We start from the raw sequence: 25767 nt of genomic DNA, 5'->3' as shown, positions 1-25767 counted from the left end.
AAGTCTAGGCAGGTGCGCTCACGGCTTTTTCATGCGCCGCTCCTACACTGCGTTCTCGCAAGGGGCCGTCGGAGTGACGGTGCGACGCCCCCGGTTTCCGAGGTCTGGACGGTTCATGGTCAGCGGTAAGACGAGCAAGACGGTGCGCAAGTCCCGGCCGAAGGTGGTCGTCCAGAGGTCCACCCCGTGGGGGCTGATCGCCGCGATCGTGGTGGTGACCCTCTTCGCCGGCATCGTCTTCGGCTACGCGTTCATGCGCAACGAGGAGAACAAGGCGCAGGCCGACGCGATGGCGCCGTTCACGCCGACCGCGGAGAACCAGGACCCGTCCACCAAGATCGCGGGCGTGCAGGTCCAGCCGTACGAGGGCGGGCTGCACGTCGACCGGGCCACCCGCGTCGCCTACACCCACAACCCGCCGATGGGCGGCGCCCACGACTACAGCTGGGCCACCTGCAACGGCGTCGTCTACCCCTCGGCCATCCGCAGCGAGAACGCCGTGCACTCGATGGAGCACGGCGCCATCTGGATCGCCTACAACCCGGACCAGGTCACCGGCGACGCGCTGGAGACGCTGCGCGGCAAGGTCGACGGCCAGCCGTACACGCTGATGTCGCCCTTCCCCGGGCTCGACCAGCCGATCGCGGTGCAGTCCTGGGGCCATCAGCTCAAGCTGTCGGACGCGAACGACCCGCGCATCGACCAGTTCATCGCGGCGCTGCGGCTGAACCGGTACCAGTACCCCGAGCCCGGAGCGAGCTGCAACGAGGTCGGGCCGCAGGAGGGTGGCTTCCAGCAGGACAACCCGCCGCCGTTCGAGCCGGCGCCCGCCCCCGGCACGCCCGGGGCGTACCCGGAGACCACGGCAGGGGCTCCGGCCGGAGTGGTGCCGGGCGCGCCGGCGCCCGGCGCGACGGTGCCGGGCGGGGCCGCACCGGCAACTGGCGCACCGGCACCGGGTGGGGCGGCACCGGCCGCAGGCTCGTGACGGGTGTGACCACACCCACGGCCCCGGCCGACGCACAGCAGCCCGCTCCCCAGGAGGCGCGCTGGATCCGTCCGGTCCTCGCCGTCGTCGCGGTGATCGGACTGCTGCTGCTCGGTGCCGCGGGCGGGCTGCTCGTCGGCGGCGTGCCCGGCTCGTCCGCGCCGTCCGTCCCGGCGGCGGACTCGGTGGACGTGGGGTTCGCCCAGGACATGATCGTGCACCACCAGCAGGCCGTCACGATGGCCTCGTGGGAACGCGACCACACCACGGACCCCGTTCTCCACCAGCTCGCGGCCGACATCGAGGCCACCCAGACCGCGCAGGTCGGCACCATGCAGGGCTGGCTGGAGCTGTGGGACGCCGCCCCGCTCCCGACGGGCGGGCACATGAGGTGGATGACCGAGCCGTCGCACGACCACACCCCGGTCCCGGCCGCCGGTGCCACCCGCATGCCGGGGATGGCCGCGGACGCGGAGCTCGCCGCACTGCGCGCCGCCACCGGCCCCCAGATGGACGTCCTGTTCCTGCAGCTCATGCTCCGCCACCACCAGGGCGGCGCCGGCATGCTCGAGTACGCCGCCGAGCGCGCCGCCGTGCCCCAGGTCCGCAACCTCGCCGCGCAGATGCTCCGCTCCCAGACCAGCGAGAGCGACTACCTGCGCCAACTGCTCACCGAGCGCGGAGGGCAACCCCTGCCGCTCTAGATCCGGGCGTGCGCTAGGGTTGTCCCGTTGCACGGCCCCCGTAGCTCAGGGGATAGAGCACCGCCCTCCGGAGGCGGGAGCGCAGGTTCGAATCCTGCCGGGGGCACCACCACGGTGACCACGAGGATCAGCCCCTCAACCTGCGAAAACAGGTTGAGGGGCTGATCTCGTCGTGTCCGGTGGTCACCGGCGGTTCGCGGCTGTTGGCCTCCGGCGGGGATGGCACGGTGCGACCCTCTCCGCGCTCGCGGTTCCTGAGCTGCCGCCGATCACGCTGCCGCCCGTCATCGGTCCAGGCGGTGCCTTTGGTGTGGCCTCCTCCAGGTCGATCTCCCCCCAGCCCTTCGGCGGCAGCGCGAGGTTCCGCTTCGCCACGTTGGCCGCTTCCTCCGGCCGCATCGCCGCCAAATACATGAGGACGACGGGAGTCCTCCCCAACCGATCCGCCACGATGCTGATCACCAAGCTCGACAGTGATCGACTCACGGGGGGAACGCGTGACGTACGAAACGGTGACCGAGGCCATCACCCGCATCCGGGGGGCGCTCACGGGTCTGCACGACCCGGACATCGGGGGGTGCGTGACGCTGGTCGCCGACCGCACGACCGACCAGGTCCTGCGGGCGTTCGGCGCCGACCCGGCGGCACCGTCGGTGGTGCGTGACGACCTCGACCCGGAGGACCCTGCGGTCGCTGTGCAGACCGTGCCCGGCGGTGTCATGGCGGTGGAGGCGGAGTACGGGTGGCACGGAGCCTCCACCCCGGTGCTCGTCCGGGCATCCCGCGGCGGCCGGGCAGCGGCCGTGTCGTGGAGCGACATGGGCGACACCCGCATCGGGTTCGCGGTGGACGGGCAGCTCTCCCCGTCGACCACCGACCTGCTCGACGTCGAGGAGCTCTCCGCCGACCCCACGGTCGCGGCACTGCTGCACGATCTCGACCTGGACGACTACGACGACGACGTGCGCTACCGGGCGGTGCTGCTGCTGGAACGCTGGACCGGAGTCACTGCGGACGCGGCCCCGGCGCCGTCGCCGGCGGCGGTGCACCGGTTCGATCCGCCCGTCGAGGTGCCCGAGGCCGAGGTCGACGACTACTCGGAACTGTTCGCGTTCCGGCTGCGAAGCCTCACCTACGACATCGATCCCGACCAGGAGCTGGCCGCGGCGATCGAACGCGCGCGGCCCGGTGCCCAGCGGGCGCTCGCGGGGTGGGTGACGCGGCTCGTGCTGGAGCGCGGAGGACTGAGCGAGCACCCGAAGCTGGCAGCAGCGATCGACACCCTCGACGACCCGGCGGGTCCCGTCCTCGACGAGCCGGCGAAGCGCTGCCTTGCCCGCCTCCAGAAAGTCCCGGCCGACCAGCCCTACGGGCTGCCCGCCATGGCGGCCCGCGTGCTGGTGCGGGCCGCGCAACCGCATCCGGGCATCGCGGCCGTCGAGAGCGTCTGGTACGCCTACGTGGCGCTGGAGAGGAGCGGCGAGGCGCCGGCGATGCACGCCGAGGCACTGCGCCGGATCAGCGCCGGGTCCACGTCGGGCTGACGGGTTCACCACGCACCGGCCGTCTGTGCCCATTGCGTGCCCGAGTGGTGCCCGCCGCCTACTGCTGCTCGCGATGGCGGAGGGCCTCGAGCCGGAGCCCGTACTGCGTTGTCGCCGGCGGACCCGCCGCGACCTCATCTGTGAAGGCACGACAGCGCGCGACGCGCAACGTTTTGAGCAACGCTCTGCATCTCGTTGTGCAAATCTGCATTTTATGGCCTCTCCCAGTGGCCGATACGGTCGGATTCATGGAGTGGAACTTTCAGGCGGCCGAAGAGCTTGCAGCCGCTTTGCGTGCCGGTGAAGTGACCTCGGTCGAACTCACCGACGAGGCGATCACCCGTATCGAGCGGGACGACAAGGCGATCAACGCGATCTGCGTGCCCGACTTCGACCGCGCGCGGGCCGCCGCGCGCCGTGCCGACCAGGCGCGCGCCCGCGGCGAGGATCGGCCGCTGCTCGGTGTTCCGGTGACGGTCAAGGAGTGCTACAACATCGCCGGGCTGCCCACGACCTGGGGCATGCCGCAGTACCGGGACTACGTGCCGGCCGAGGACGCGGTGCAGGTGTCGCGGCTCAAGGCCGCAGGCGCGGTGGTGCTCGGTAAGACCAATGTGCCGTTGGGGCTGCAAGATATCCAGAGCTTCAACGAGATCTACGGCACCACCAACAACCCGTGGGACAACAGTCGCACGCCGGGGGGATCATCCGGCGGATCCGCGGCGGCCCTGGCGTCCGGATTCGGCGCGTTGTCCATCGGCTCCGATCTCGCTGGTTCGCTGCGCACTCCCGCGCATTTCTGCGGTGTATACGCGCACAAGCCGACACTCGGGCTGGTGGCGAACCGCGGGATGGTCCCGCCGGCCACGCCGGCATTGCCGGTCGACCTCGACCTCGCCGTCGTCGGTCCGATGGCGCGCACCGCCCGCGACCTCACACTGCTGCTCGACGTCATGGCCGGACCGGACCCGCTGACACTCGGCAAGGCGCACGACTTGACGCTGCCGCCCGCACGCCATGAGAGACTCGGCGACTTCCGGGTCCTGGTCCTCGACGAGCATCCGTTCATCCCGACCGGGTCCGCTGTGCGGGCCGGCGTGAACCGGGTGGCCGAGGCGCTCGCCGACGGCGGCGCCCGCGTCGAACGGCACAGCCCGCTGCTGCCCGACCTGGCCGAGGCCGCGACGCTCTACACGCAGTTGCAGTTCTCGGGCTCCGTCGCGCGTTTTCCCGTCGAAGCGGACGAGCAGCTGCAGACCCGCGCCGCCGGATTGAGCGCGGACGACCAGAGTCTCGACGCGGCGCGGCTGCGCGGCATGGTGTTGAGCCATCGCGACTGGATCGAGACGAACAACCGTCGCGAACTCCACCGCCACGGCTGGCGGCAGCTCTTCGCCGAGTTCGACGCCGTGCTGTGCCCGATCACGCCCACTCCCGCGTTCCCGCACGACCACGACCCCGATCCGTTGGAACGCCGGATCGACATCGACGGCGTCGAGTACCCGTACTTCGACCAGCTCGTCTGGGCCGGTCTGGCCACCATGCCCGGCCTGCCCGCCACCGCCGTGCCAGCAGGCCTGTCCCCCGACGGCCTGCCGGTGGGAGTGCAGCTCATCGGTCCGATGTTCGAGGACCGCACCCCGCTGCGGCTGGCCGAACTGCTCGAGCAGAGGATCGGCGGCTTCCAGGCACCGAAGTAGGCAGGCGAGCCGTCGCGATGACCCGGTGACCCCGCAGGCCTGGCGGCGGGGGTCACCGAGCGGGGGTCACCGGTGGCGACCCCGTGACCGGTGGCCGTTGATGGTCGGCATCGGTCCTGATGCATCCGGTGTGCGTGGGCGGGGGAGCTCGGGAGCGCTGGGCGGGATGGAGTGCAGAGCCGAGACGCGGCTGTCGGTCCTCCAGCGGGACACCATGAAGGAGCGGATGCCCTCGACCAGAGGGGTGACGTCCTGCGGCGGCCGTACGACGAGGCGCAGGAACTGGCTGCTCATGCCCAGCTTGTTGCCGCACTCACGGACCAGGACGCCGTGCTGCGAGACCAGGTGGTCGCGCAGCTCGCCGCCGTCGACGCCGTCGGCGAGCTTCACCAGCAGGAAGTTCGCCTGGGACGAGAACACGCTGAGCTCGGGCAGCCTCGCCAGTTCGACGCCCATGCGGAAGCGGTCGTGCGCCAGCATGCGCAGGCTCTCGTCGTACTCGTTGCGGTGTTCCTTCAGCATGAACACGATCGCCTCGGCGAGGGAGTTGAGATTCCACTTCGGGAGCGTCTTGCGCATCATGCCTGCGAGCGCGGGGTTCGCCACCATGTACCCGAACCGGATCCCGTGCAGGCCGAAGTTCTTGCCGAGGCTCTTGAGCACGACGACGTTCGGGCGGATCGTCGCCTCCGCGGCGACGGAGGGGTTCTGCTCCGCGTCGACGAAATCGATGAACGACTCGTCGATCACCACCAGGTCGAGGTCCGCCAGCTCGTCGAGGAACCGGATGATCTCCCGCTGGGGGAGGAAGCCGCCGTCCGGGTTGTTCGGGTTGCACAGCACGGCGACACGCGATCCGCGGGACCGGATGAACGTGATGTAGCGATCGATGTCCAGCTCGAAGGCGTCGCGCTCCTGCAGCGGGAACATGTCGACCCGCTTGCCGGTCTCCATCGGTTGGTCGGTCCACCTGCCGAAGGTCGGGATCGGGATCGCGAGGCTCTCGGTCACCCACAGGTGGTCCAGCCAGGTGATGAGCTCGGTCGACCCGTTGGACATGGCGATCGTGCTCGGGTTGAGCCCGATGACCCGCGCGAGCTGTGCGGTGATCGTGGCAGCGTCGCTCGGATAGAACTTGAGGATGTTCTCGAGGTTCCCGGCCAGCTCCTCGAACATCCCCTTGGTCGGGAAGTACGGGTTGCACGGGATGCAGAAGTCGATCAGTTGTCTGCCCTGCTCGCCCATGCTTCTCGACAGCTCGAAGTACGACGGACTGTGTGCGGTCTGCTGGAACAGCCGTTCATCCACACTGTGTCGCACACGATCACTTCCCCTCGGTCGCGCACGGTTTCAAGGTCACCGGCAGGCACGAGGGAGGGTGGGGAGCGGTTCACGAAATCGCGTGCAGGGGGCCGAGCGGGTGCTGTGGTGCGGTGAGAAACCACACGCGGTAACGAGTTGGCGACCCCATCCGGACGAACGGCGTCATCGAGGGGACGAGATGTCCTGCAGCTCGGCGGTCGCGACGGCGACGTCCTGGTTCCCTTCGGCGGTGACGGTCACCGTGGCCGCGGTGCCGGCAGGCAGTGCAACGGTCGCGATCGCGGCCGGGGCGGACACGGTGCTGCGTGTGGAGCCCTGACCGGCGTCCACCGTGACCGCCACGTCGTTCCCACCCAGATGCACGACGAGCTCGGCGGGCGAGCTGAGCGGGCGGATGACGAACGCGACCCAGCCGCCGGGACGAATGCCCAGCATGGAGGTCGCATCGCCGCTCTCGTGCGGCGGGGTACCGCCGCTCCACGACATCCGGAACGCGCCGGGTCGGCCGGGTTGCGTGTTGGCCGCCCGGAACTCGATCGACTCCTCGGCCAGAGCGGCCCGCACCAGTGCACCGTCGCTGCGGGCACCCGGTGCCACCCAGTCCCGCGAGTTCGGCCCGGGCAGGGTCACCGGTGTTCCGGGCGGCACGACGACCACGGTGGTGCCGGCTCCGGCGGTGCTCTGGGTGTCGTCGAGTGGTCGCTCCGGAGCGACCGACGGGGCACTCTGGGTCGTGGCTCCGCCGGGCTCGGGGACCGACGGTGCGCTCTGGGTCGTGGCTCCCTCGGGCTCGGGGACCGACGGTGCGTTCTGGGTCGTGGCTCCCTCGGGCTCGGGGAACGTCCCGATGGTCACCACACCGAGCAGCCCGGAGAGCAGCACCGCCGCGATCGCGATCGGTTGCTTCCGGGTGACCCGGATCCTCGTGTCGCCGGCCGTCGGGCCGGGTGGATCGGGCTCACGGTCGGGCTCGCCGTCGAGAGATTCCCGCTGAGTCGGGACGAAGAGCTCGGCAGGCGGCTGCACGGTGGGCACTATCCTCACGTCGAGTCACACGGTCCTGATCGACGTTCGGTTCGGTGTCCTCGACGCCCCGCCCGGACGGGGATCACGCACCTGATCTTGTTCTGATTCCGGTTTCCGGCTGCTCGCGGGTCGTTCAGAACTGGTCGATGACCTCGACGAGCAGCGGCTGGATCATGTCCTTGGTGGCGGCCTTGGACGCGGTCAGCGACGTGAGAACGGACATTCCTCCTGCGGTGAACGCCGAGCTGAGCTCCATGGTTTCGCCATCCCTGGTCAGGACCGCGGCCTCGCCGAGCCCCTCGACCGGCTCGCCGTCGCCCTCGCCCCCCGCCGACACCCGCGCGATGATCTCCGACGGGGACGCCTCACCGGGCAGCACCGTGAACTGGAGCAGCGCCACGGCAGAGCGCTCGCTCACCTGGTACATGCAATACATCGTCCGCGTGCCGTCGGCCTTCTCCTCCACGGGCTGCTCGACGGCACGCGCCGGCTCGCCGCCGAGCGTCGCGCCCACCTTCCCGCCGTCGAGCAACGGACAAGCCGCATCGACCTGCAGCACGCGATCGGCCGACCGCTCCCCGCCGGGAGCTGCCGACGCGGGGGGTGCCGACCGGTCAGCGGGCTCGGCCTCGCCCTGGACGGACACCGAGCAGGCCGATACGGCGAGCACGCAGAGCGCGGCCCACAGAAGGCGGGTCTGATGCATGACCAGGAATCTACGTCCGCGGGTCGGGCCGGCCAGCGGGACGTTGTCCGATCACAACGGCCTCATGGCCTGCCCTGCCCCGCCGCCCACTCGCGGAGCGTGGTGGTGCCGGTGACGACGACGGCCGGGTCGGCTGGCGGAGCCTGTACGGCCCCCGGGGGCCGCGGGGCGTATGCGGCGGCGACGCCCGCGGCCGCCTCGGGTCCCAGGTGCGGCGCGAGCATCCGCTCGTACTCGCCCGGCTCGACGGTGCGCCAGCGGACCGGCCGGTCCAGCGCGAGCGCGAGCTCCGCGGCGGCCTCCTCGCCGGTGAGCGCCTGGGGCCCCGCGACGACCTGGAAGGGCGGCGGGACCGGCGAGGACAGCAGTTCCACGACGGCCGCGCCGAGGTCGTCGAGGGCGAGCCACGGGTTGGGCAGGCTCGCCGGGAGCGGATACGCGAGCTGCCCGGCTCCGACGAGCGGCCACGACCACGGCGCGGCGATGTTCTCCATGTAGGTGCTCGCCGGGGCCACGACGCTCGCGTGCGGCACCGCATCCGCCAGCTCGGCCGCGAGCAGGACTCGCGCGTCCACGAACGGCACGCCGACGGGCTCCGGTGCGAGCGCGGCTCCGGCGTTGAACACCACGCGGGGCACGGCGGCCTTGCGCAGCGCGTCGAGCACGGCCCGGGCCTGCGGCACGGCCGTGTCGGCCGCGAACACCAGCGGGAGCTGCACGACGACCGCATCGGCCCCGAGGTAGGCGTCGACGAGCGCGGCGGGGTCGAGGAGGTCGGCGACGGCCGGTGTCACCTGCGGGTGCACCCCGGCCGCGGGCGTTCGGCGGACCACCGCGCGGACCCGATGCCCCGCGGCGACGAGACGGCGGACGATCGCGGCGCCCTGGGTGCCCGCTGCACCGTGGACGACGACTGTGGATGTGCTCATGCGGCGGACGTTAGGAGCACAGGTGAAGCAGTACCCAGGACTTTATATAGTTTCCCCGTGGAAACCATTGTCTCCGAGCTGCTCGAACGATCTGCGGGACGCCCTGCCGGCTGCGGGGTGGAGCGCACGCTCAAGGTGCTGGATGGCAAGTGGACCACGTTGATCGTCCGGGAGCTGCTGACCGGCCCCAAACGCTTCGGCGAGATCCGGTCCGCTCTCAGCAGCCCGAGCGCGAAGACGCTCACCGACCGCCTGCGCGCTCTGGAGCACCAGGGCATCCTGACGCGCACGGTGTACGCCGAGGTGCCCCCGCGGGTGGTCTACGAGCTGACCGAGCAGGGGCACAGCCTGAGCGGGATCTTGCACGCCATGCTCGTGTGGGGTGAGCAGCACCCCGACGCGGGCGGCTGAGCCCGGGACGCGGGGCCCACCCCGGTGTGATCAGCCGAGGACGAACGGCAGCCTCGCCGCCAGGTCCCCCAGCTCGGACTCCTCCGCGTCGGTCGGTGCGCGGCGTCCGGTGCCGACCAGCAGTGCGTCCGTGTCGGAGAACGACGACGGGAACGGGGTGCCGGCGATCTTCTCCACGATGGCGCGGGTCGCCGCGAGCGTCTCGGCAGGCGGCTCGGCCGCCGACGGCAGGTGGGCGATCAGGTCGAGGTGGTGCAGGGTCCACTCGAGCACGTATGCGGACAGGTAGTCCCCGACGGTCAGCACCTCGTTCTGCGTGCTGACGCGGAGGGTGGGATCGGCGAGCGCGGCGGCGCGTCCGGCGGCGGAGCCGAGGTCGTCGAGGTGGTGTCTGAGCAGCGCGGGGGCGCCGTAGGCCGCGGCCAGCCGGGGGATCAGGGCGGCGAGCGGGTCGTCGCCCGTCGGGGGGTCGACGAGCTTCCAGTAGGTGACCGCGTCCACCGTCGGTTCGGCCTCGGCCGGCGTGACCAGGGTGATCAGGACGTCCTGGGCGTCGATGACGAGGTGGCACACCAGGTCCCGCACGAGCCAGCCGGTGCAGCCGGACGGCCGCTCGAAGTCCTCGTCCGGCGTTTCGGCCACCGCCGTGCGCAACGCCGTCCAGGAGCGTGCGAAGAGATCCACTACGGCACGCTATTACCGGTCCGACCGGGGGGACAAGGCCATCGCCCGAGGCCCGGGGCGAGGTCCAGGACCCCCGAAGCGGTGGTCCCGTCGAGAGGTGCGACGGCGGTGTCGATCCGGCGCCTCCCCGTTCGACCTGGGAGGTGAGAGGGTCCGGACCGGACCCCCGTACCCGGAGGAATGACCGTGAAATACATGCTGATCATGCGCGCGACCGACGAGTCCTTCGCGGCGTTCGCGGACGTCGACTTCGACCAGATCGTCGAGACGATGGGCCGGTTCAACAACGAGATGATCCAGGCCGGGGTCCTCGTCGCCGCCGAAGGGCTCGCCGACGCCTCGGAGGGTGTGGTGGTCGACTACTCGTCGGAGACCCCCGTCGTGACGGACGGACCGTACGGCGAGACGAAGGAGCTGTTCGGCGGGTTCTGGATCCTCGACGTCGCGTCGAGGGAGGAGGCAGTCGAGTGGGCGAAGCGGGCTCCGATGACCGGGCCCGGGGTGAAGGCCGAGATCCGGCGGGTGACGAGCATCGACGAGCTGCCGCAGGACAACGAGTGGATCCAGAAGGAGCGGGCGTGGCGGGAGGCCACGGGCCAGCTGTGAGCCGGGCGGACGCGGCGAGCGGGCGGCGGGCGGTCGAGGCGGTCTGGCGGATCGAGTCCGCCCGGATCGTCGGCGCCCTCGCCCGCTACACCGGGGACTTCGCGCTCGCCGAGGACCTCGCACAGGAGGCGCTCGCGGAGGCGCTGGTCACGTGGCCGATCGACGGTGTGCCCGGCAACCCGGCCGGCTGGCTGCTCACCGTGGGCCGCCGCCGCGCGATCGACGGGTTCCGCCGCCGGTCGGCGCTCGACGACCGGTACGCCACCCTCGCCCGTGTGCTGGACGAGGGTGGCGGATCGCCCGACGCCGATGTGCTCTTCGACCCCGACCAGCTCGACGACGACGTGCTCGCCCTCGCGTTCATCGCGTGCCACCCGGTGCTGTCGCGGGAGGCGAGGGTGGCGCTGACGCTGCGCGTGATCGGCGGCCTGTCCAGCGACGAGATCGCCCGCGCGTTCCTGGTGCCGACGGCCACCGTGCAGGCGCGGATCACCCGCGCCAAGAAGACGCTCGCCGCGGCGCGGGTGCCGTTCGAGGTGCCGCCGCCGGACGAGCGCCGCGAACGGCTGGGCTCCGTGCTGAGCGTCGTGTACGTGATCTTCACCGAAGGGTCGACCGCGACGTCGGGGCCGGAGCTGATCCGCACCGATCTCGCCCACGACGCGATCCGGACGGCGCGGATCCTCGCGCGCCTGATGCCGGACGAGCCAGAGGTCCTCGGCCTGCTCGCGCTGCTGGAGCTGACCGCCGCACGGTTCCCGGCCCGCACCGGCCCCGACGGCGAGCCGGTGCTCCTCGAGCAGCAGGACCGCGGGCGGTGGGACCGGGCCGCGATCGGGCGCGGGCGCGCGCTGCTCGCCCGCGCCGGAAGCGTCGGGCGCGGGTTGGGCGCATACGGGCTGCAGGCCGCCATCGCCGAGTGCCATGCGGCCGCGCCGTCGGTCGCGGAGACGGACTGGGAGCGGATCGTCCTGCTCTACGACGCCCTCGGCCGGCTCGCCCCCTCCCCCGTCGTCGAGCTCAACCGCGCGGTCGCGATCTCGATGGCCGAGGGCCCCGCGGCTGCCCTGCGCGTCGTCGACGACCTCGCCGCCACCGACGCGCTCTCCGGGTCCCACCTGCTGCCGAGCGTCCGCGAGGAGCTGCTCGCCCGGCTGGGCCGCACCGAGGAGGCGCGCATCGAGCTGGCACGTGCTGCAGGCCTGTGCGGCAACGCGCGCGAGCGGGAACTGCTGGAGCGGAAGCGGGCGACGTTGCGACCCTCGTCGAACCACATCCTCCGAAGGTCGTAGGCCCGACTGGGGGCCTGAGCAGGATGTGTGCGCGGGCCTGCCCCGACAGGCTCGAAGCATGAAATCGATCCGCGCCCGGCTGGCGGCGCTGGCCGCCGCCTGCGCCGTCGTGGCGCTGCTGAGCGGCTGCAGCGCCCCGGCGGCAACGACCCCCGCTCCGCCGATCCCCGCCCCGCGCGCTGCGGACCTGACCGGGCCGGACGTCGACGCGTGGCTGGACGGGCTGCTCCCGGCCGCCCTCCAACGGTCCGGCGTCGCGGGGGCGGCGGTCACCGTGGTGCACGACGGGCAGGTGCTCACCGCCCGCGGTTACGGGTACGCCGACACCGGCTCCGACGGCGGCGAACCACGCCCGGTCGATGCCGATCGGACGCTCTTCCGGGTCGGGTCGATCTCGAAGGTCTTCGTCGCGACCGCCGTGCTGCAGCAGGTCGAGCAGGGGCGGATCGACCTCGACGCCGACGTGCAGCGCTATCTCGACTTCCCCCTCCCCCGGACGTTCGACGGGCCCATCACGATGCGCCACCTCCTGACGCACACGGCCGGGTTCGAGGAGCGGATCAAGGGCGTTCTGACCTTCGGCGCTTCCCCGCCGGACCTGCGCGACACCGTCGCCGTGGAACCGCCGGAGCAGGTGTTCGAGCCGGGGACGGTCCCCTCGTACTCCAACTACGGCTACGCGCTCGCGGGCTACGTCGTGGAGCGCGTGAGCGGGATGCCGTTCACCTCCTACGTCGACCGCGACGTGGTCGCCCCGGCCGGCATGACCTCGTCGAGCTTCGCGCAGCCGTTGCCGCTGCACCTCGCCGACCGGCTATCCCGCGGCTACCCCACCAGCTCCGACCCGGCCGGCCCCTTCGAGATGGTCGGTCCCGCTCCCGCCGGTGCCCTGTCGGCGACCGCGACCGACATGGGCCGGTTCATGCTCGCCCAGCTCGGCGAGCCCGGGCGGGCGCCGGCCCTGCTCCGCCCCGACACCCTGGCGCTGATGAAGCAGCCCGCCCCCGACCCGGCCGGCCTCGGCACGCTGGCCGCCGGCCCCCGCATGACCCTCGGCCTGTTCGACGAGAGCCGGGGCGGGCACCGGATCGTCGGGCACGGCGGCGACACCGGCTTCTTCCACTCGCACATGCAGCTCTACCCGGACGACCGGACCGGCGTCTTCGTCACGCTCAACAGCGCGGGCCGCGGCCCGATGGACACCCTCGAGCTGCGGGAGTCCGTGCTGAACGGGTTCGCCGACCGGTACTTCCCCGCCGCGGACGCCATGCAGCGGCCCGCGACGTCGACGGCTACGCTCCACGCCGCCATGGCCGAGGGCGCGTACGAGAGCGCGCGCCTGCCGTTCAGCAACTTCCTCACCGCGTTGGGTCTCGTGGGCCAGACGCACATCGCTGCGCGACCGGACGGGACGGTGCTCATCACGCCCGGCCCGCTGAGCCTGTACCCGGCCGCCTACCGGGAGGTCGAACCCTGGGTGTGGCAGGAGGTCGGCGGCCGGCGGATCGTCACGATGCGCGCGGAGGGCGACCGCGTCGAGGCGGTCGGCTTCGAGTCCGCCTTCACGCTCCTGCGCGCGGAGCCCGCTCGCGACGCTGGCGTCGTCCTGCCGCTGCTCATGGCGTCGGCGGCCGTCCTGCTCGTCGGCCTGCTGGTGTGGCCGGTCGGCGCGATCGTCCGCCGCCGCTACCGCGTTCCGGCGGCTCCAACGCCGGCCCGCGCGGCGCGCGTCCTGACCCGCATCGCCGCGGCAGCCGCCGTGCTCGCCCTCGCGGGCTGGACGTCGCTCGTGCTCACGATCGCCGGACTGCAGGACGTGCCCGAGGCGTTCATCCGCGTCGTGCAGGGCGCCCAGTTGGTGGCGCTCATCGGGGTGCTCCCCTCGGCCCTGCTCGTGGTCGCCTCCCTCCGGTACCGCCCGGGCCTGATCAGGACTCTCGGTAACGTGTCGGTGCTGCTGGCCCTGGTGGGGACCGCGTGGTTCGCGCAGGCCTTCGGCCTGCTCTCGCTCGACGTGTCCTACTGACGGCGGATCCCGGTGACCCGATGACCTCGCAGACCTGCAGCCCCACCGAGGCCGACGCGGCGTACGGCTGGCCGGACCGGTTGGCGGCGTGGACCGACGCCCGGCTCACGCGGATGGGCCTGATCGGCCGGTTCCGGCGCGACTGCGCGCTGGCGGTGGTGCTGTGCCTCGTCACGACCGGCCTCTTGCTGCTGCTGTTCGCCGAAGCGACGCAGACCCCCGGCCTGGCGCTCGAGCCGTTCCAGGTGTCCGCGGCGATCGTCCTGTCGGCGGTGCAGTCGCTCCTGCTGTGCGTCCGGCGCGTGCACCCCGTGCTGTGCCTGTGGCTCGTGGCGCTGCCGCAGGTGGCGCTGTTCGCCGTGCTCCCGGCGGCCGCCGCCGTCCGCGGGTTCGCGCCGGCGATCGCCGCCTACGGGTGTGGTGCGCTGTTGCCGGCCCGCCGGGCGGTCCGCGTCGTCGCCGCCGTCACGCTGTTCGAGAGCGCCGGACTCGTGCTCGTGAGCTTCCTCCCCGGCCAGAGCGCGGCGCCGTCGGTTGCCGGCCAGCTCGTGTCGGGCGTGCTGACGTACGCCGCGTCCGCGCTCTTCGGCGCGTACATCGCCACGCGCCGGCAGAACGCCAGCCTCGAGCGGTTGCGCGCGGCGGAGGCGGTCGAGACGCAGCGTGCCAGGGCGGATGCGGCGATCGGGCTGGAACGGTCCCGGATGGCGCGCGAGCTGCACGACATCGCCGCGCACCACCTGTCCGGCATGGTCGTGCAGGCGGCGGTGGTCGAGCGGCTCATCGACCGGGACCCGCAGGCGGCGAAGGAGGCGGCCGCGTGGATCCGCGCTCAGGGCCGGGAGACGCTGCACAACCTGCGCCTCGTCGTCGGCGCGCTCCGGGGGCCCGAGGGCGGGGACCTGGACGACGAGGGGGCGCCGGTGCCCGGGCTGGGCGTCCTCGACCGCCTCGTGCGGACGGCGCGCGAGCTCGGCACACCCGTCGAGCTCGTGCGGGACGGTGAGCCGGTGGAGCTGCCGCCGATCGCGGACGTCACGTTCTACCGGGTCGTGCAGGAGGCGCTCGCGAACGTCCGGGAGCACGCGCCCGGCGCCCCGGCGCGCATCGTCCTCCGCTACGGAGCGGCCGACGTCTCGCTGGAGATCGAGAACAAGGCCCGGCCCGCACCGGATCGACCTCGCGTCAACCGCGGGTTCGGGCTGGCCGGGATGCAGGAGCGGGCGCAGCTGATCGGGGCGACGCTGGACGCCGGGCCGACCCCGTCGGGCGGGTGGCGGGTGTCGCTCCGCCTCCCGCTCGACGGGGAGACCACGTCGCCGCACGCGGGGGCCCACCGATCCGTTCCGCAGCCGGGCACGAGACTGGCCCCGTGATCAGAGTTGTGCTCGCCGACGACCAGTCCGTGGTCCGAGCGGGGTTCCGGGTGATCCTCGAGCTCGCGGGTGACATCGAGGTCGTCGGCGAGTGCGCCGACGGCCCGACGGCCGTGCGGCTGGCCCGCCGCCTCGCCCCCGATGTCGTCTGCATGGACGTGCGCATGCCCGGGGGCGACGGGCTCTCCGCCACCCGCGAGATCACCTCCGGCAACCCCGGCGGGTCTGCGCCCGCCGTGCTCGTGGTGACCACGTTCGACCTCGACGAGTACGTCTTCGGCGCCCTGGAAGCCGGTGCGAGCGGCTTCGTCCTGAAGGACACCGAGCCCGACGACCTGATCGACGCGGTCCGGCGGCTCGCGCGCGGGCAGGGCCTCGTCGACCAGTCCGTCACCCGCCGTGTGATCGCCGAGTTCGCCCGGCGCAGGCCCGCGCAACCGTCCGCCGACGCTGCCCACGAGCTGACGGCCCGGGAGACCGACATCGTGCGGTTGCTCGCCCAGGGCATGTCGAACGCCGAGATCGCGCGGGAGCTCGTCATCGAGACGAGCACGGTGAAGTCCCACCTGGGGCGGGCGATGGCCAAGATCGGTGTGCGGGACCGCCTGCAGACGGTGGTGTGGGCCTACCAGAACGGGATGGTTCCGCAGCGTCCTGCGTGAGGAGTAGCCTCGTGACCAGATGAGAAATCTGGTCACGAGTCAACGAGAACGCGGTGAGCGGATCATGGACGCCGCCGCCGACCTGGTGCTGCGGTGGGGCTACAAGCGGGTCACCATCGAGGAGGTCGCCAAGCGCGCCGGCATCGGCAAGGGCACGGTGTACCTGCATTTCAGGTCGCGCACCTGGCTGTTCGCGTGCGTGCTCATGCGCGAGTCGCTCGGCATCGTCGACGAGCTCACCGCTGCGGTTCGCCGGGATCCGGCGGCGGTGCTCGTCGCCGAGCAGGTCCGCCTGACCTACCTCGAGGTGCAACGCCGCCCGCTGCTGCTGGCGCTGTTCGCCCGCGACGACGAGGTGCTCGGCGAGCTGGCGCGCGAGCCGGACGCCGATCCGGTGCGCCGCTGGAGGGCCGAGCTCGCGGCCGATCTCTTCCGGCTGCTCCGCGAGCACGGGCTGATGCGCACCGACCTCGATCTCGCCACCCAGATGTACGTGGTGGGCGCGGTGCAGACCGGCTTCTACCTCCAGCCGTCCGCCCCCGGCTCACCGGAGGAGACCGCGTCCGCGCTGCACCACACCGTCCACGCCGCAGTGGAGCCGTCGACGCCGATCGATCCGGACACGCTCGTGGCCGTCGCCCCGGCGGTCCTGGCGAGGTACGAGCAGTTCCGCGCCACCGTCAAAGCCGCGATCAGCGCAGAGAAGGGACCTGCATGAGCCGCATCGTCATGACCGGCATGCCCGCCGCCGGTCACGTCAACCCCAGCCTGCCGCTCGTGCACGAGCTCGTGCGCCAGGGGATCCAGGTCACCTACTACTCGACCGAGCAGTTCCGTCGCGCCGTAGAACGCACCGGCGCGCAGTTCCGCGCCTATCCGCCGGGGACGATCACGGCGAACGACATCGCCGAGGCCACCCGCACCGGCAGCCCGGTGCGCGTGGTGGTCCGCGGCCTCGCCTCCACGGAGATCCTGGTGCCGTTCCTGCAGGCCGAGCTACGCGCCGACCCGCCCGACGCCGTGGCCCACGACTCCAACGCGATCTGGGGCCACATGGTGGCGAAGAGCCTCGGCCTGCCCACGATCTCGTTCATGACCACCATGCTGGTGGGCAGCGACGCGTTCCGGGCTCAGACCGCCAGGGAATGGTTCCAGTTCCTGAAAGCCACCGTCCGCGACATGCCGGCTGCGTTCGCGGCGAGGCGGCGGGTGGTGCGCCGGTTCGGTCCGGACCTCTTTCCGCCGCGGCCCGCCTTCCCGACCCTCGGCGACGTCACGCTCTTCCCGATCCCGCGCTGGCTGCAACGGCCCGACCCGCGGATCGACGAGACGTGCCACTACATCGGCGCCACGATCGACCGGGAAACCCGCGAGAGCGATCTCGACCCCGAGCTGGCCGCCCACATCGAGGGCCCCGAACCGCTCGTCCTGGTGTCACTCGGCACCCTCCACTCGGGTACCGACGCCTTCTTCCGCGCCTGCTTCGACGTGCTCGCCGACCTGCCCGCGCGCGTCCTGCTCGCGGTCGGCAGTCACACCGATCCCGGCCGGCTCGGACCGCCACCGGCGAACACGCTGGTCCGCGCGTTCGTCCCGCAGCTCGAGGTGCTCCGGCACACCACCGTGTTCGTCACCCACGGCGGCATGAACAGCGCACTCGAAGGGCTCGCCAACGGGGTGCCGCTCGTCGTCGTGCCCCAGCAGTTCGAGCAGCTGCTCATCGGCCGGGCCGTCGCCGAACGGGGCGCGGGCGTCGTGTTGCGGCACAACCTGTCCAACCGCCCCGTCCCGCCCGACGAGCTGCGCGCGGCCGTCGTGAGCACGCTGGCCGACCCGTCCCGGCGGACCGCCGCCAAGGCGCTCGCCGACACGGTCGGCGAGGGTGGCGGGGCGCCCGCGGGCGTTCAGGCGATCAAGGAGCTGCTGGCCGCAGCCGGTTGAGCAGCTCGACCACCGGCGGGGCCGGCCGGGGCGGGTGCACGACGTGGACCTCGCGGGCCGGGCTCTGCCCGTGCAGGTCCCGCACGACGACCGCGCGCTGCCCGGCCAGCAGGCTCGCCGGCACGAGTGAGACGCCGAGCCCCGCCGCGACCAGCGCGAGCGTGACCTCGTAGTCCCTCGTCTCGTAGGCCACGTGCAACGAGCCGATGGAGTCCAGGCAGACCCGGTTCGGGACGCCTGGTGCGCCGGAGACCCAGTCCTCTCCGGCGAGGTCGGCCAGCGTGATCTCCCGGGCGGTGGCGAGCCGGTGGTCGCGCGGGAGCACCAGGCGCAGCGGGTCCCGCAGGAGGAGCCTGCGACGCAGCCCGCGGACCGGCGGCAGCGTGACCCCCGGGTACCGGTGCGTGACGAGCAGGTCGAGCTCGCGCGCGGCGACCAGGCCGTACCCGTCGGGTGGCTCGATGTCCACGAGCGAGGTGCGGATCCCGGGCCGCTCCTCCTTCAGCGCCGCGAGCGCGCGCGGCAGCAGCGTCCGGGCCGCGGTCGAGAACGCGCCCACCGCGATGCGCTGCGGCTCTGCGCCCGCAGCTGCACGCACGGCCTCCTCCGCGGCGCGCAGCTCACCGAGAACGCGCTCCCCGTGCTCCAGCAGCACCTGCCCCGGCCCGGTGAGCCGCGTGCCGGCACGTCCCCGTTCGAGCAGCGGGGCGCCGACCTCGCGCTCCAGCTTCGCGAGCTGCTGGGAGAGCGCGGAGGGCGTGAAACCCATCCGCCCGGCCGCGGCGGCGATCGAACCGGCGTGAGCGACCTCGACGAGCACCCGCACCCGGCCCGGGTCCAATGCCATCAGCGTTCCTAATGCTCGTTGAGCAAATCGAACTTCAGCTTAACGATGAGGTGGCGCATCCTCGGGACATGACGCACCTCCCGACGGCCGCCGACGTCGAAACGGCCGCCGCCCGCCTGGCCCCGCACGTCCGGCGCACCCCGATCCTGCGCGCCGACGTCGACGGCCGCCCCCTGGTGCTGAAGCTCGAACACCTGCAGCGCAGCGGGTCGTTCAAGCTCCGCGGTGCACTGAACGCGCTGCTCGCCGGCGAGCTGCCGGACCGGGTCGTCACGGCCTCCGGTGGCAACCACGGGCTGGGCGTCGCCACCGCGGCAGGCGTCCTCGGCGTGCCCGCCGTCGTCTACGTGCCGAACGGCGTTCCCGAGAGCAAGGCCCGCAGGATCGATGCGACGGGGGCCAAGCTGGTCCGCCACGGCGACACCTACGCCGAGGCCGCAGCCGCCGCCCGCGCCGAGGCCGGCCGCTACGTGCACGCCTACGACGACCCGGGCGTCGTCGCCGGGCAGGGCACGGTCACGGCCGAGATCGTCGACGAGTGCCCGGACGTCGACGCCGTCGTGCTCGCGGCGGGCGGTGGCGGGCTGGCAGCGGGCGCCGCCCTCGCGGCGGGGGACCGCACGGTGGTCACCGTCGAGCCGACCGGCTGCCGGGCCGTGCACGCGGCTCTCGAGGCGGGCACCCCGGTGGACGTCGAGATCGACTCGGTGGCCGCCTCCGCCCTCGGCGCCACGCGGATCGGCGACGTGCCCTTCGCCGTGCTCCGGGCCGCCGGTGCGGTGCCGCTGCTCGTGACGGACGCCGAGATCGTCTCCGCCCAGGAGCGGCTGTGGGAGGAGTTCCGGCTGCGGGTCGAACCGGCCGCGGCCGCCCCCTTCGCGGCGTGGCTCGCGGGGCGCGTCCCCGGCGAGCTCCCCTGCCTCGTGGTGTGCGGGGCGAACTCGTGACAGCACGGCTGCGGGCTGGAATGGGATTGAACGGGTCACGATCATGGAGGTGTGAGCCGACCCGCCCTCGCCAGTAGCCCCACCGGTCCGGTGGCCGTCCCCGCCGTCGTCACCGAGCTCGCCGGCGGGGACCGGCTCGTCCCGGTGTGGGAGAACGAGCTGGGTGGGCTCACGTTCCGCCTCGACGACGGGAACGGCCGCGTGCGGTACGTGAAGTGGGTCGCCGCCGGCACGCCGGAGATCGACCTCCCCGGCGAGGCGGAGCGGATCGCATGGGCGCAGGGCCGGGTGCCGGTCCCCCGCGTGCTCGCGCAGGGCAGCGACGCCGACGGCAGCTGGCTGGTCACGGAGGGGTTGCCCGGCCGCTCGGCGGTCGATCCGCGGTGGATCGCCCAGCCCGCGGTCGCGGCGGCGGCCATCGGGCGCGGCCTGCGCCTGCTCCACGACGCGCTGGCCGTGGACGGGTGCCCCTTCGACTGGAGCGTCGAGCGCAGGCTCGCCCAGGCCGACGAGCGGATCGCAGGCGGGATGCGCCCCTCCGAGTGGGCGCCGGAGCACCGCCACCTCGGCCTCGCGGAGGCGCGGGCGCAGATCGGGGAGCAGCCCCCGATCGACCGCCTCGTGGTCTGCCACGGGGACGCCTGCGCCCCGAACACGCTCCTGCACGACGACGGCACGTTCGCCGCCCACGTCGACCTCGGCTCGCTCGGCGTGGCCGACCGGTGGGCGGACCTCGCCGTCGCGGCCTGGAGCACGGAGTGGAACTACGGGCCGGGCTACGACGCGTTCGTCTACGAGGGGTACGGGATCGCGCCCGACCCGCGGCGGATCGCCTACTACCGACTGCTCTGGGACATGTCGTGAGGCCGGGAACACCGCGAGGGCGCTCGTAGTTCGTCCCGGACATGACCAAGCTCGGGCCGCTCGGCGGCGCGTACGCCGAACTCAACTCCGCCGACGCCGCCACCGCCGCAGCGACCGCCGCAGAGCTCCAGGATCTGGGGTACTCGACGCTCTGGCTGGCCGGTAGCCAGGACAACAACCTCCCCCAGATCAGCAACGTGATCCGCGCGACGTCACGGATCGGTGTGGCGAGCGGGATCCTCTCGGTGGACCGGGTGCCGGCCACCGAGGTGACAGCGACCTACACGGCTCTCGAGCAGACTCATCCCGGCCGCTTCGTCGTCGGCCTCGGCGGCGCGCACGGGGCGAAGCCGCTCGCCACCTTGAACGCCTACCTCGACCAGGTCGAACCGGTGGTGCCCCGATCCGAGCTGATCCTCTCGGCCCTCGGGCCGCGGATGCTCGAGCTGGCCCGGGACCGCGCGGCCGGCGCCTACCCGTACCTCGTCACGCCCGACTACGTCGCCTCCGCGCGGGAGATCCTCGGCGGGGAGCCGCAGCTCGCGGTGCTGCTCGACGTGATCCCCGAGGCCGACCCGGCGCGGGCCCGCGAGATCGCCCGGGAGGGCGGGATGCGGTTCCTCACCGGCCTCCCCCAGTACGCGGCCAGCCTCCGGCGGATGGGCTTCGGTGACGACGACATCGCCGACCTGTCGAACCGGCTTGTCGACGGCGTGACCGTCCGGGGCGACCTCGACGCGATCGTCGGCCGCTTCGAGGAGTACCGCGCGGCTGGTGCCGACCAGATCGTCGTGCAGCTCGGCCGGCTGCCGAGGGAATGGTGGAGCCGCCTCGCCGAAGCGGTGAGCTGAGGCCTTCCGGATCAGCTCGGGTACGTCGCCGTCCGGAGGAAGCGCACCTCGTCCAGCGGGACCTCCCGGCCCTCGTCGTCGACGAACCCCACGTGCACCGGGCGGCCGTCGGGGGTGCGGCGGAGCACCGTCGGGCCGGGCTCGTACGGGCGGTGCTCGTCGCCCCACTGCTGCAGCGCCCCCAGCACGACCTGCAGCTCGCGGCCCGCTTCCGTGAGGTGGTAGCTGTCCCGCGCCCGCGCGCCGGGCTCCCGGTAGGGCCGCTTCTCCAGCACGCCTGAGGCCACGAGGGTGGCGAGCCGGTCGGACAGGACGTCCGGGGCCACGCCGAGCGCGGCGCGGAAGTCGGCGAACCGGGTGGTACCCGAGAGCGCCTCGCGCAGGATCAGGAACGTCCAGCGTTCGCCGAGCACCTCCAGCGAGCGCGCGATCGAGCACGTCTGCTGCGTCACAACCACGGGTCCATCCTACCCAGCTGGGTTGGCATTTCCTACTTACGAGGCTAGCTTGGAAGTACCAACACAGCTGGAGGACGTCATGGAGATCCGCAACTCGGTCGCGCTCGTCACCGGGGCCAACCGCGGGCTGGGGCGACACCTCGCCGCCGGCCTGCTGGAGCGCGGGGCGCGGAAGGTCTACGCCGCGGCACGCAACCCGGAAGCGGTGGACCTGCCCGGCGCCACCCCGCTGCGGCTGGACATCACCGACCCCGACTCGGTGGCCGCGGCAGCGGCCGCAGCAGGCGACGTGACGGTGCTGGTCAACAACGCCGGTTCGGGCACGGGCGCCACGCTGCTCGACGGCGACCCCACCGACATCCGGCTGGAGATGGAGACCCACTTCTTCGGCACGCTCGCCGTCACCAGGGCGTTCGCCCCGCTCATCGCGGCGAACGGCGGCGGGGCGGTGCTCAACGTGCTGTCGGTGCTGTCCTGGATCCACCTGCCTTCATCGGGCGCCTACAACGCCGCCAAGGCGGCCGAGTGGGCGTTGACCAACGCCCTGCGCCTCGAGCTGGCGCCGCGGGGCATCACCACCACGGCGCTGCACGTCGGCTACATGGACACCGACATGGTCGCCCACCTCGACGTGCCCAAGAGCGACCCGGCGGCGATCGCAGCACTCGCCCTCGACGGCGTCCGGGACGGCGCGCTGGAGGTCGTCGCCGACGAGATCAGCCGCAACGTTCGCAGCGGGCTGTCCGCCGAGCTGCCGGTGCTCTACCCGCAGCTGACGGCGGCACATGCCGGCTGATCCCGGCGTAGGCGCGGGCCACGACTGGGCGCGCAGCGTCAGGGCGCCGACTGCTCCTCGCGCACCCGATGCCGGTAGTGCAGCGGGGACGTGCCCACCTCCCGTTTGAACGCGGTGCTGAACGCGCTCTCGGACGCGTAGCCCAGTTCGGAGGCCAGCGACCCGACGCGGACATCACCGCTCCGGAGAGCCTGCTGCGCCAGCAGCATCCGCCAGCGGTTGAGGTAGGTGAGCGGCGGTACGCCCGCCATCGTCCGGAAGCGTTCGGCGAAGGACGTCCGCGACATCGCCGCGGCCCGCGCGAGCTCGTCCAGCCGCCACGGCCTTCCCGGTTCGGCGTGCATCAGCGTGAGCGCGGGACGCAGCCGTTCGTCGGTCAGCGCCTGTAACCATCCCGGTGGGAGCGGGGCCTGCTCGACGTAGGCGCGCAGCACCTCGAGCAGCAGGAGCTGGCCGTACTGCCGGATGGCGAACGCCGAGCCGATCCGGTGGCCGGCCACCTCGTCGAACAGCCGCTCGAGGCTGCCGCGCAGGTTGGTCGCAGTGGCGGCCGATGCCCGTACGTGCGCCACCGGCGGAAGCGCCTGCAGCAACAGCGCGTGACCGGCAGGGTTGAGGTCGACCCGGCCACCGAGCACGACGTCGTCCGTGCCGCAGTCGGCACCGGTGAGGCGGGTGGAGGGATCGTCCTCCTCGGGCACTACCTCGCGGGGCGGGCCGTCGCCCCGGCCGCCCTCGAGCGCCAGCCACGACCGGCCGTTCAGGACGGCGACGTCGCCCGGCTCGAGCTCGATCGGACCGTCGATGCCGTCGGTGCTCAGCCGGGCCCGCCCGCACACCAGCGCGATGAGCTTCAGCGAGTCGGTGATGGCGGCGCGCGACACCCACGGGCCCCGCACCGCGAACCCACCGGTCAGGATCCCGCGGACCTCGACGCGGTCGAACACCTCCGACAGCTGATCGGCCGGCACCCTCGTACGATCGCGCAAGAAAATCGAACTGTCAATTATTCAGCGTACGGGCCATCGGGCGCACGGTGGTGACATGACGCAGAACCAACACCCCATCGGATCCGGCTTCACCGCGGCCTCGACCGCCGCCGACGTGCTCGCGGGCATCGACCTGACCGGCACGGACGTCGTCATCACCGGCGGTCACCACGGGCTCGGTCTGGAGACCACCCGGGCCCTGGCCGAGGCAGGCGCCTCCGTCACCGTGGCCGCGCGCAACCCCGACCGCGCCGCCACCGCGCTGGCCGGGATCGAGCGCGTCGCGACCGACCGGCTGGACCTCCTCGACCCGGCCTCGATCGACACCTTCGCGGCCCGGTACCTCGACTCGGGCCGCCCGCTCCACATCCTGGTCAACAACGCCGGCATCATGGGCGGACCGCTGGTCCGCGACGCCCGCGGCTACGAGTCGCAGTTCGCGACCAACCACCTCGGCCACTTCCAGCTGACCCTCGCCGTGTTGCCCGCACTGCGCGCCGCGCGCGGCGCCCGCGTCGTCAACCTGACCTCCGGTGGCCACCGCCTGTCCGACATCCGCTGGGACGACCCGCACTTCGCCACCGGGTACGACGACATGGGCATGCTGGCCTACGGCCAGTCCAAGACCGCGAACGTCCTGCACGCAGTCGAGCTGGACCGGCGGTGGGCCGGGGACGGGATCCGCGGCTACGCCGTGCACCCGGGCATCGTCCTCGGCACCAACCTGGGGCCGTGGCTCGCCGAGGGCGAAGCGCGGACGCCGTGGCAGACCGACGACGAACTGCGGGCCATGGGGCTGATCGACGAGCACGGTCAGCCGGTCCACGACCCAGACCGTGAGATGAAGACGCCGCAACAGGGCGCCAGCACCACGGTGTTCGCCGCGACCAGCCCGCTGCTCGCCGGGATCGGCGGTGTCTACCTGAAGGACAACGACGTCTCACCGCTGGACGTCGACCCGAAGCCCATCAACTTCGGCGCCGAGCCCGTCTCGTCCGAGGTCGTACCGCACGCCGTCGACCCGGAGTCGGCACGGCGGCTCTGGGAGCTGAGCGAGCGGCTGATCAGGCGATGACGCGCCGACCCGGGCGCGGCGTTCCACCCGCGGGTCCCGGAAGCCGCGTCCGCCGGAAGTGCCAGATGATCTCGACGGGGATGCCGGCGTCGGCCGCTCGGGCCGCCTCCGGCACCACCGCGGCAAGCGACCACGGCCAGACGTCCCACGGTCCCAGCTCGGTCGCAGGAGGGGCGGCCGGCGCGGGTTCCAGGACGGGTTCCTCGCAGCGCCGCAGCTCCAGGCCCACCGCGAGGGCGGCGCGCAGGTAGTCGCCCACGAGGTGGCGGTGACCCGGCAGCCGCCCGGGGCGCCCGTCGGCGTCGCGCAGGGTGGGGATCGCGCCGCGTGCGATGCGCTCCGGGTGCATGTCCGAGATCACCAGGTGCCCGCCGGGGCGCAGCACCCGCGCGAACTCCGCGAAGGCCGGGCGGAGATCGGGCACGTGGGCCAACGCCAAGCCGCAGGTGACGAGGTCGGCGGAGGCGTCCTCGACCGGCAGCGCGCCGAGGTCGCCAGACCGGAACTCGCCGGCCGGGACGTTCTCACGGGCCCTCGCGAGCATGTCCGGCGAGCTGTCCACGCCGATCACCCGGTGCCCCCGCGCGGCCAGCAGCGCCGAGAACCGGCCGGTGCCGCAGGCCGCGTCCACCGCGACGCCGGCGGGCAGCGCGTCGACGATCTCCTCGACGACGGGCTCGTCGAAGTCGAACGCCGAGTTGCGGCCGTCGTCGTAGGTGGCCGACCAGACCCGGTAGCCGTCGACCGTGCCCACCCGCTCCACGGCCACGGCCGCGTCGGCGAGCGACTCGTCGGCGAGCAGCTCCCGGACCTCCGCGATCCGGGCCTCCACGAAGTCCCGGTCGTACTCGCCGATGAAGCCGCGCAGCAGGGCGACGCCTTCGAGCCCGATCAGGTAGGCCAGCGGGTGCTCGTAGATCACGGCCCGGGACGGTAGCCACGGGCTCCTCGTCGCGGCCACCGACTTCCGAAACGGCGGTCGCGCACCACGGACGTGCGGTAACCGGTAGGTTGCAGGCAGT

The 25767-nt window shown here is 72.6% G+C and carries 26 protein-coding genes and 1 tRNA gene; 18 read left to right on the top strand and 9 right to left on the bottom strand.

The window, feature by feature from the left end; translation table 11 throughout:
* Positions 1-115 precede the first annotated feature (115 nt).
* The 5 genes from FB388_RS01145 (at position 116) to FB388_RS01125 (ending at position 4936) form a co-directional block, all read left to right on the top strand.
* Positions 116-988, top strand: a complete 873-nt coding sequence (locus tag FB388_RS01145) for a thioredoxin-like domain-containing protein (protein WP_142095723.1) — start codon at positions 116-118, stop codon at positions 986-988.
* A gap of 5 nt (positions 989-993) precedes the next feature.
* Complete coding sequence (locus tag FB388_RS01140; protein WP_246121460.1) at positions 994-1692, top strand: DUF305 domain-containing protein; 699 nt, start codon at positions 994-996, stop codon at positions 1690-1692.
* A 34-nt stretch (positions 1693-1726) separates the two neighbouring features.
* Positions 1727-1801: transfer RNA gene (locus tag FB388_RS01135), tRNA-Arg, on the top strand.
* Between the two features lie 388 nt (positions 1802-2189).
* Complete coding sequence (locus FB388_RS01130) at positions 2190-3236, top strand: hypothetical protein (RefSeq protein WP_142095719.1); 1047 nt, start codon at positions 2190-2192, stop codon at positions 3234-3236.
* Positions 3237-3484: 248 nt separating this feature from the next.
* Positions 3485-4936, top strand: a complete 1452-nt coding sequence (locus FB388_RS01125; RefSeq protein WP_142095717.1) for an amidase — start codon at positions 3485-3487, stop codon at positions 4934-4936.
* A 66-nt stretch (positions 4937-5002) separates the two neighbouring features.
* Here the strand turns inward: FB388_RS01125 and FB388_RS01120 are convergent, their stop codons facing one another.
* The 4 genes from FB388_RS01120 to FB388_RS01105 form a co-directional block, all read right to left on the bottom strand.
* Entirely contained in the window at positions 5003-6244 is a 1242-nt protein-coding gene (locus FB388_RS01120; RefSeq protein ID WP_246121458.1) for a pyridoxal phosphate-dependent aminotransferase, read from the bottom strand.
* Between the two features lie 177 nt (positions 6245-6421).
* A complete protein-coding gene (locus FB388_RS01115; protein ID WP_142095715.1) occupies positions 6422-7294 on the bottom strand; it encodes a hypothetical protein in 873 nt (290 codons plus the stop codon).
* Positions 7295-7418: 124 nt separating this feature from the next.
* Complete coding sequence (locus FB388_RS01110) at positions 7419-7991, bottom strand: hypothetical protein (protein WP_142095713.1); 573 nt, start codon at positions 7989-7991, stop codon at positions 7419-7421.
* A 62-nt stretch (positions 7992-8053) separates the two neighbouring features.
* Positions 8054-8920 (bottom strand): SDR family oxidoreductase, encoded by an 867-nt coding sequence (locus FB388_RS01105; RefSeq protein ID WP_142095711.1) that lies wholly within the window; start codon positions 8918-8920, stop codon positions 8054-8056.
* A 57-nt stretch (positions 8921-8977) separates the two neighbouring features.
* Between FB388_RS01105 and FB388_RS01100 the strand changes: the two genes are divergently transcribed.
* Positions 8978-9331 carry a winged helix-turn-helix transcriptional regulator gene (locus tag FB388_RS01100; protein ID WP_246121456.1) on the top strand — a complete coding sequence of 118 codons (354 nt, stop codon included), beginning with the start codon at positions 8978-8980 and terminating at the stop codon, positions 9329-9331.
* A gap of 30 nt (positions 9332-9361) precedes the next feature.
* On the opposite strand, the gene FB388_RS01095 is transcribed toward FB388_RS01100, so the two are convergent.
* On the bottom strand, positions 9362-10015 hold the full coding sequence (locus tag FB388_RS01095; RefSeq protein ID WP_142095709.1) for a maleylpyruvate isomerase N-terminal domain-containing protein: 654 nt from the start codon (positions 10013-10015) through the stop codon (positions 9362-9364).
* Between the two features lie 186 nt (positions 10016-10201).
* On the opposite strand from FB388_RS01095, the gene FB388_RS01090 reads away from it, so the two are divergent.
* The 7 genes from FB388_RS01090 to FB388_RS01060 are packed head-to-tail and all read left to right on the top strand — an operon-like array spanning position 10202 to position 17918.
* Complete coding sequence (locus tag FB388_RS01090; RefSeq protein WP_142095707.1) at positions 10202-10621, top strand: YciI family protein; 420 nt, start codon at positions 10202-10204, stop codon at positions 10619-10621.
* Complete coding sequence (locus tag FB388_RS01085) at positions 10594-11913, top strand: RNA polymerase sigma factor (protein WP_246121454.1); 1320 nt, start codon at positions 10594-10596, stop codon at positions 11911-11913. The genes FB388_RS01090 and FB388_RS01085 overlap by 28 nt, the downstream gene beginning before the upstream one ends.
* A 58-nt stretch (positions 11914-11971) precedes the next feature.
* Positions 11972-13939, top strand: a complete 1968-nt coding sequence (locus FB388_RS01080; protein ID WP_142095705.1) for a serine hydrolase domain-containing protein — start codon at positions 11972-11974, stop codon at positions 13937-13939.
* A 20-nt stretch (positions 13940-13959) separates the two neighbouring features.
* Positions 13960-15315 carry a sensor histidine kinase gene (locus FB388_RS01075; RefSeq protein WP_142095703.1) on the top strand — a complete coding sequence of 452 codons (1356 nt, stop codon included), beginning with the start codon at positions 13960-13962 and terminating at the stop codon, positions 15313-15315.
* Positions 15312-15977, top strand: coding sequence for a response regulator (locus tag FB388_RS01070; protein WP_142095701.1), 666 nt, complete (start codon positions 15312-15314; stop codon positions 15975-15977). Before FB388_RS01075 ends, FB388_RS01070 begins: the two co-directional genes overlap by 4 nt.
* 19 nt (positions 15978-15996) lie before the next feature.
* Positions 15997-16695 (top strand): TetR/AcrR family transcriptional regulator, encoded by a 699-nt coding sequence (locus FB388_RS01065; protein WP_142095699.1) that lies wholly within the window; start codon positions 15997-15999, stop codon positions 16693-16695.
* A complete protein-coding gene (locus FB388_RS01060; RefSeq protein WP_246121452.1) occupies positions 16692-17918 on the top strand; it encodes a macrolide family glycosyltransferase in 1227 nt (408 codons plus the stop codon). The genes FB388_RS01065 and FB388_RS01060 overlap by 4 nt, the downstream gene beginning before the upstream one ends.
* Here the strand turns inward: FB388_RS01060 and FB388_RS01055 are convergent.
* Positions 17890-18765, bottom strand: coding sequence for a LysR family transcriptional regulator (locus FB388_RS01055; RefSeq protein WP_142095697.1), 876 nt, complete (start codon positions 18763-18765; stop codon positions 17890-17892). The genes FB388_RS01060 and FB388_RS01055 overlap by 29 nt on opposite strands.
* 68 nt (positions 18766-18833) lie before the next feature.
* Between FB388_RS01055 and FB388_RS01050 the strand changes: the two genes are divergently transcribed.
* The 3 genes from FB388_RS01050 to FB388_RS01040 are packed head-to-tail and all read left to right on the top strand — an operon-like array spanning position 18834 to position 21427.
* Positions 18834-19712, top strand: coding sequence for a serine/threonine dehydratase (locus FB388_RS01050; protein ID WP_142095695.1), 879 nt, complete (start codon positions 18834-18836; stop codon positions 19710-19712).
* Between the two features lie 51 nt (positions 19713-19763).
* Positions 19764-20576: an aminoglycoside 3'-phosphotransferase gene (locus FB388_RS01045; RefSeq protein WP_142095693.1), complete on the top strand. Its 813-nt coding sequence runs from the start codon at positions 19764-19766 to the stop codon at positions 20574-20576.
* 41 nt (positions 20577-20617) lie between these two features.
* Positions 20618-21427: a TIGR03620 family F420-dependent LLM class oxidoreductase gene (locus FB388_RS01040; RefSeq protein WP_142095691.1), complete on the top strand. Its 810-nt coding sequence runs from the start codon at positions 20618-20620 to the stop codon at positions 21425-21427.
* An 11-nt stretch (positions 21428-21438) separates the two neighbouring features.
* Here FB388_RS01040 and FB388_RS01035 read toward each other — a convergent pair whose 3' ends face one another.
* Positions 21439-21885, bottom strand: a complete 447-nt coding sequence (locus FB388_RS01035) for a winged helix-turn-helix transcriptional regulator (protein ID WP_142095689.1) — start codon at positions 21883-21885, stop codon at positions 21439-21441.
* 79 nt (positions 21886-21964) lie between these two features.
* On the opposite strand from FB388_RS01035, the gene FB388_RS01030 reads away from it, so the two are divergent.
* Entirely contained in the window at positions 21965-22681 is a 717-nt protein-coding gene (locus FB388_RS01030) for an SDR family oxidoreductase (protein ID WP_142102427.1), read from the top strand.
* Positions 22682-22719: 38 nt separating this feature from the next.
* On the opposite strand, the gene FB388_RS01025 is transcribed toward FB388_RS01030, so the two are convergent.
* On the bottom strand, positions 22720-23652 hold the full coding sequence (locus tag FB388_RS01025; protein ID WP_142095687.1) for an AraC family transcriptional regulator: 933 nt from the start codon (positions 23650-23652) through the stop codon (positions 22720-22722).
* 73 nt (positions 23653-23725) lie between these two features.
* Between FB388_RS01025 and FB388_RS01020 the strand changes: the two genes are divergently transcribed.
* Entirely contained in the window at positions 23726-24745 is a 1020-nt protein-coding gene (locus FB388_RS01020; RefSeq protein ID WP_142095685.1) for an SDR family NAD(P)-dependent oxidoreductase, read from the top strand.
* Here FB388_RS01020 and FB388_RS01015 read toward each other — a convergent pair.
* On the bottom strand, positions 24735-25667 hold the full coding sequence (locus FB388_RS01015; RefSeq protein WP_142095683.1) for a class I SAM-dependent methyltransferase: 933 nt from the start codon (positions 25665-25667) through the stop codon (positions 24735-24737). The genes FB388_RS01020 and FB388_RS01015 overlap by 11 nt on opposite strands.
* Between the last annotated feature and the right edge of the window lie 100 nt (positions 25668-25767).

Origin of the sequence: Pseudonocardia cypriaca (assembly GCF_006717045.1) — a bacterium.
Taxonomy (GTDB): Bacteria; Actinomycetota; Actinomycetes; order Mycobacteriales; family Pseudonocardiaceae; genus Pseudonocardia; species Pseudonocardia cypriaca.
The sequence above is the reverse complement of the archived record's forward strand: the minus strand, read 5'-3'. Positions and strand labels throughout refer to the sequence as shown.

What these genes read in the sequence shown, in the direction of transcription:
- FB388_RS01080 (WP_142095705.1), top strand. Translation starts at nt 11,972, where the DNA reads ATGAAATCGATCCGCGCCCGGCTGGCGGCGCTGGCCGCCGCCTGCGCC.
- FB388_RS01030 (WP_142102427.1), top strand. Translation starts at nt 21,965, where the DNA reads ATGGAGATCCGCAACTCGGTCGCGCTCGTCACCGGGGCCAACCGCGGG.
- FB388_RS01125 (WP_142095717.1), top strand. Translation starts at nt 3,485, where the DNA reads ATGGAGTGGAACTTTCAGGCGGCCGAAGAGCTTGCAGCCGCTTTGCGT.
- FB388_RS01055 (WP_142095697.1), bottom strand. Translation starts at nt 18,765, where the DNA reads ATGGCATTGGACCCGGGCCGGGTGCGGGTGCTCGTCGAGGTCGCTCAC.
- FB388_RS01105 (WP_142095711.1), bottom strand. Translation starts at nt 8,920, where the DNA reads ATGAGCACATCCACAGTCGTCGTCCACGGTGCAGCGGGCACCCAGGGC.
- FB388_RS01040 (WP_142095691.1), top strand. Translation starts at nt 20,618, where the DNA reads ATGACCAAGCTCGGGCCGCTCGGCGGCGCGTACGCCGAACTCAACTCC.
- FB388_RS01145 (WP_142095723.1), top strand. Translation starts at nt 116, where the DNA reads ATGGTCAGCGGTAAGACGAGCAAGACGGTGCGCAAGTCCCGGCCGAAG.
- FB388_RS01050 (WP_142095695.1), top strand. Translation starts at nt 18,834, where the DNA reads ATGACGCACCTCCCGACGGCCGCCGACGTCGAAACGGCCGCCGCCCGC.
- FB388_RS01075 (WP_142095703.1), top strand. Translation starts at nt 13,960, where the DNA reads ATGACCTCGCAGACCTGCAGCCCCACCGAGGCCGACGCGGCGTACGGC.
- FB388_RS01060 (WP_246121452.1), top strand. Translation starts at nt 16,692, where the DNA reads ATGAGCCGCATCGTCATGACCGGCATGCCCGCCGCCGGTCACGTCAAC.
- FB388_RS01020 (WP_142095685.1), top strand. Translation starts at nt 23,726, where the DNA reads ATGACGCAGAACCAACACCCCATCGGATCCGGCTTCACCGCGGCCTCG.
- FB388_RS01065 (WP_142095699.1), top strand. Translation starts at nt 15,997, where the DNA reads ATGAGAAATCTGGTCACGAGTCAACGAGAACGCGGTGAGCGGATCATG.
- FB388_RS01110 (WP_142095713.1), bottom strand. Translation starts at nt 7,991, where the DNA reads ATGCATCAGACCCGCCTTCTGTGGGCCGCGCTCTGCGTGCTCGCCGTA.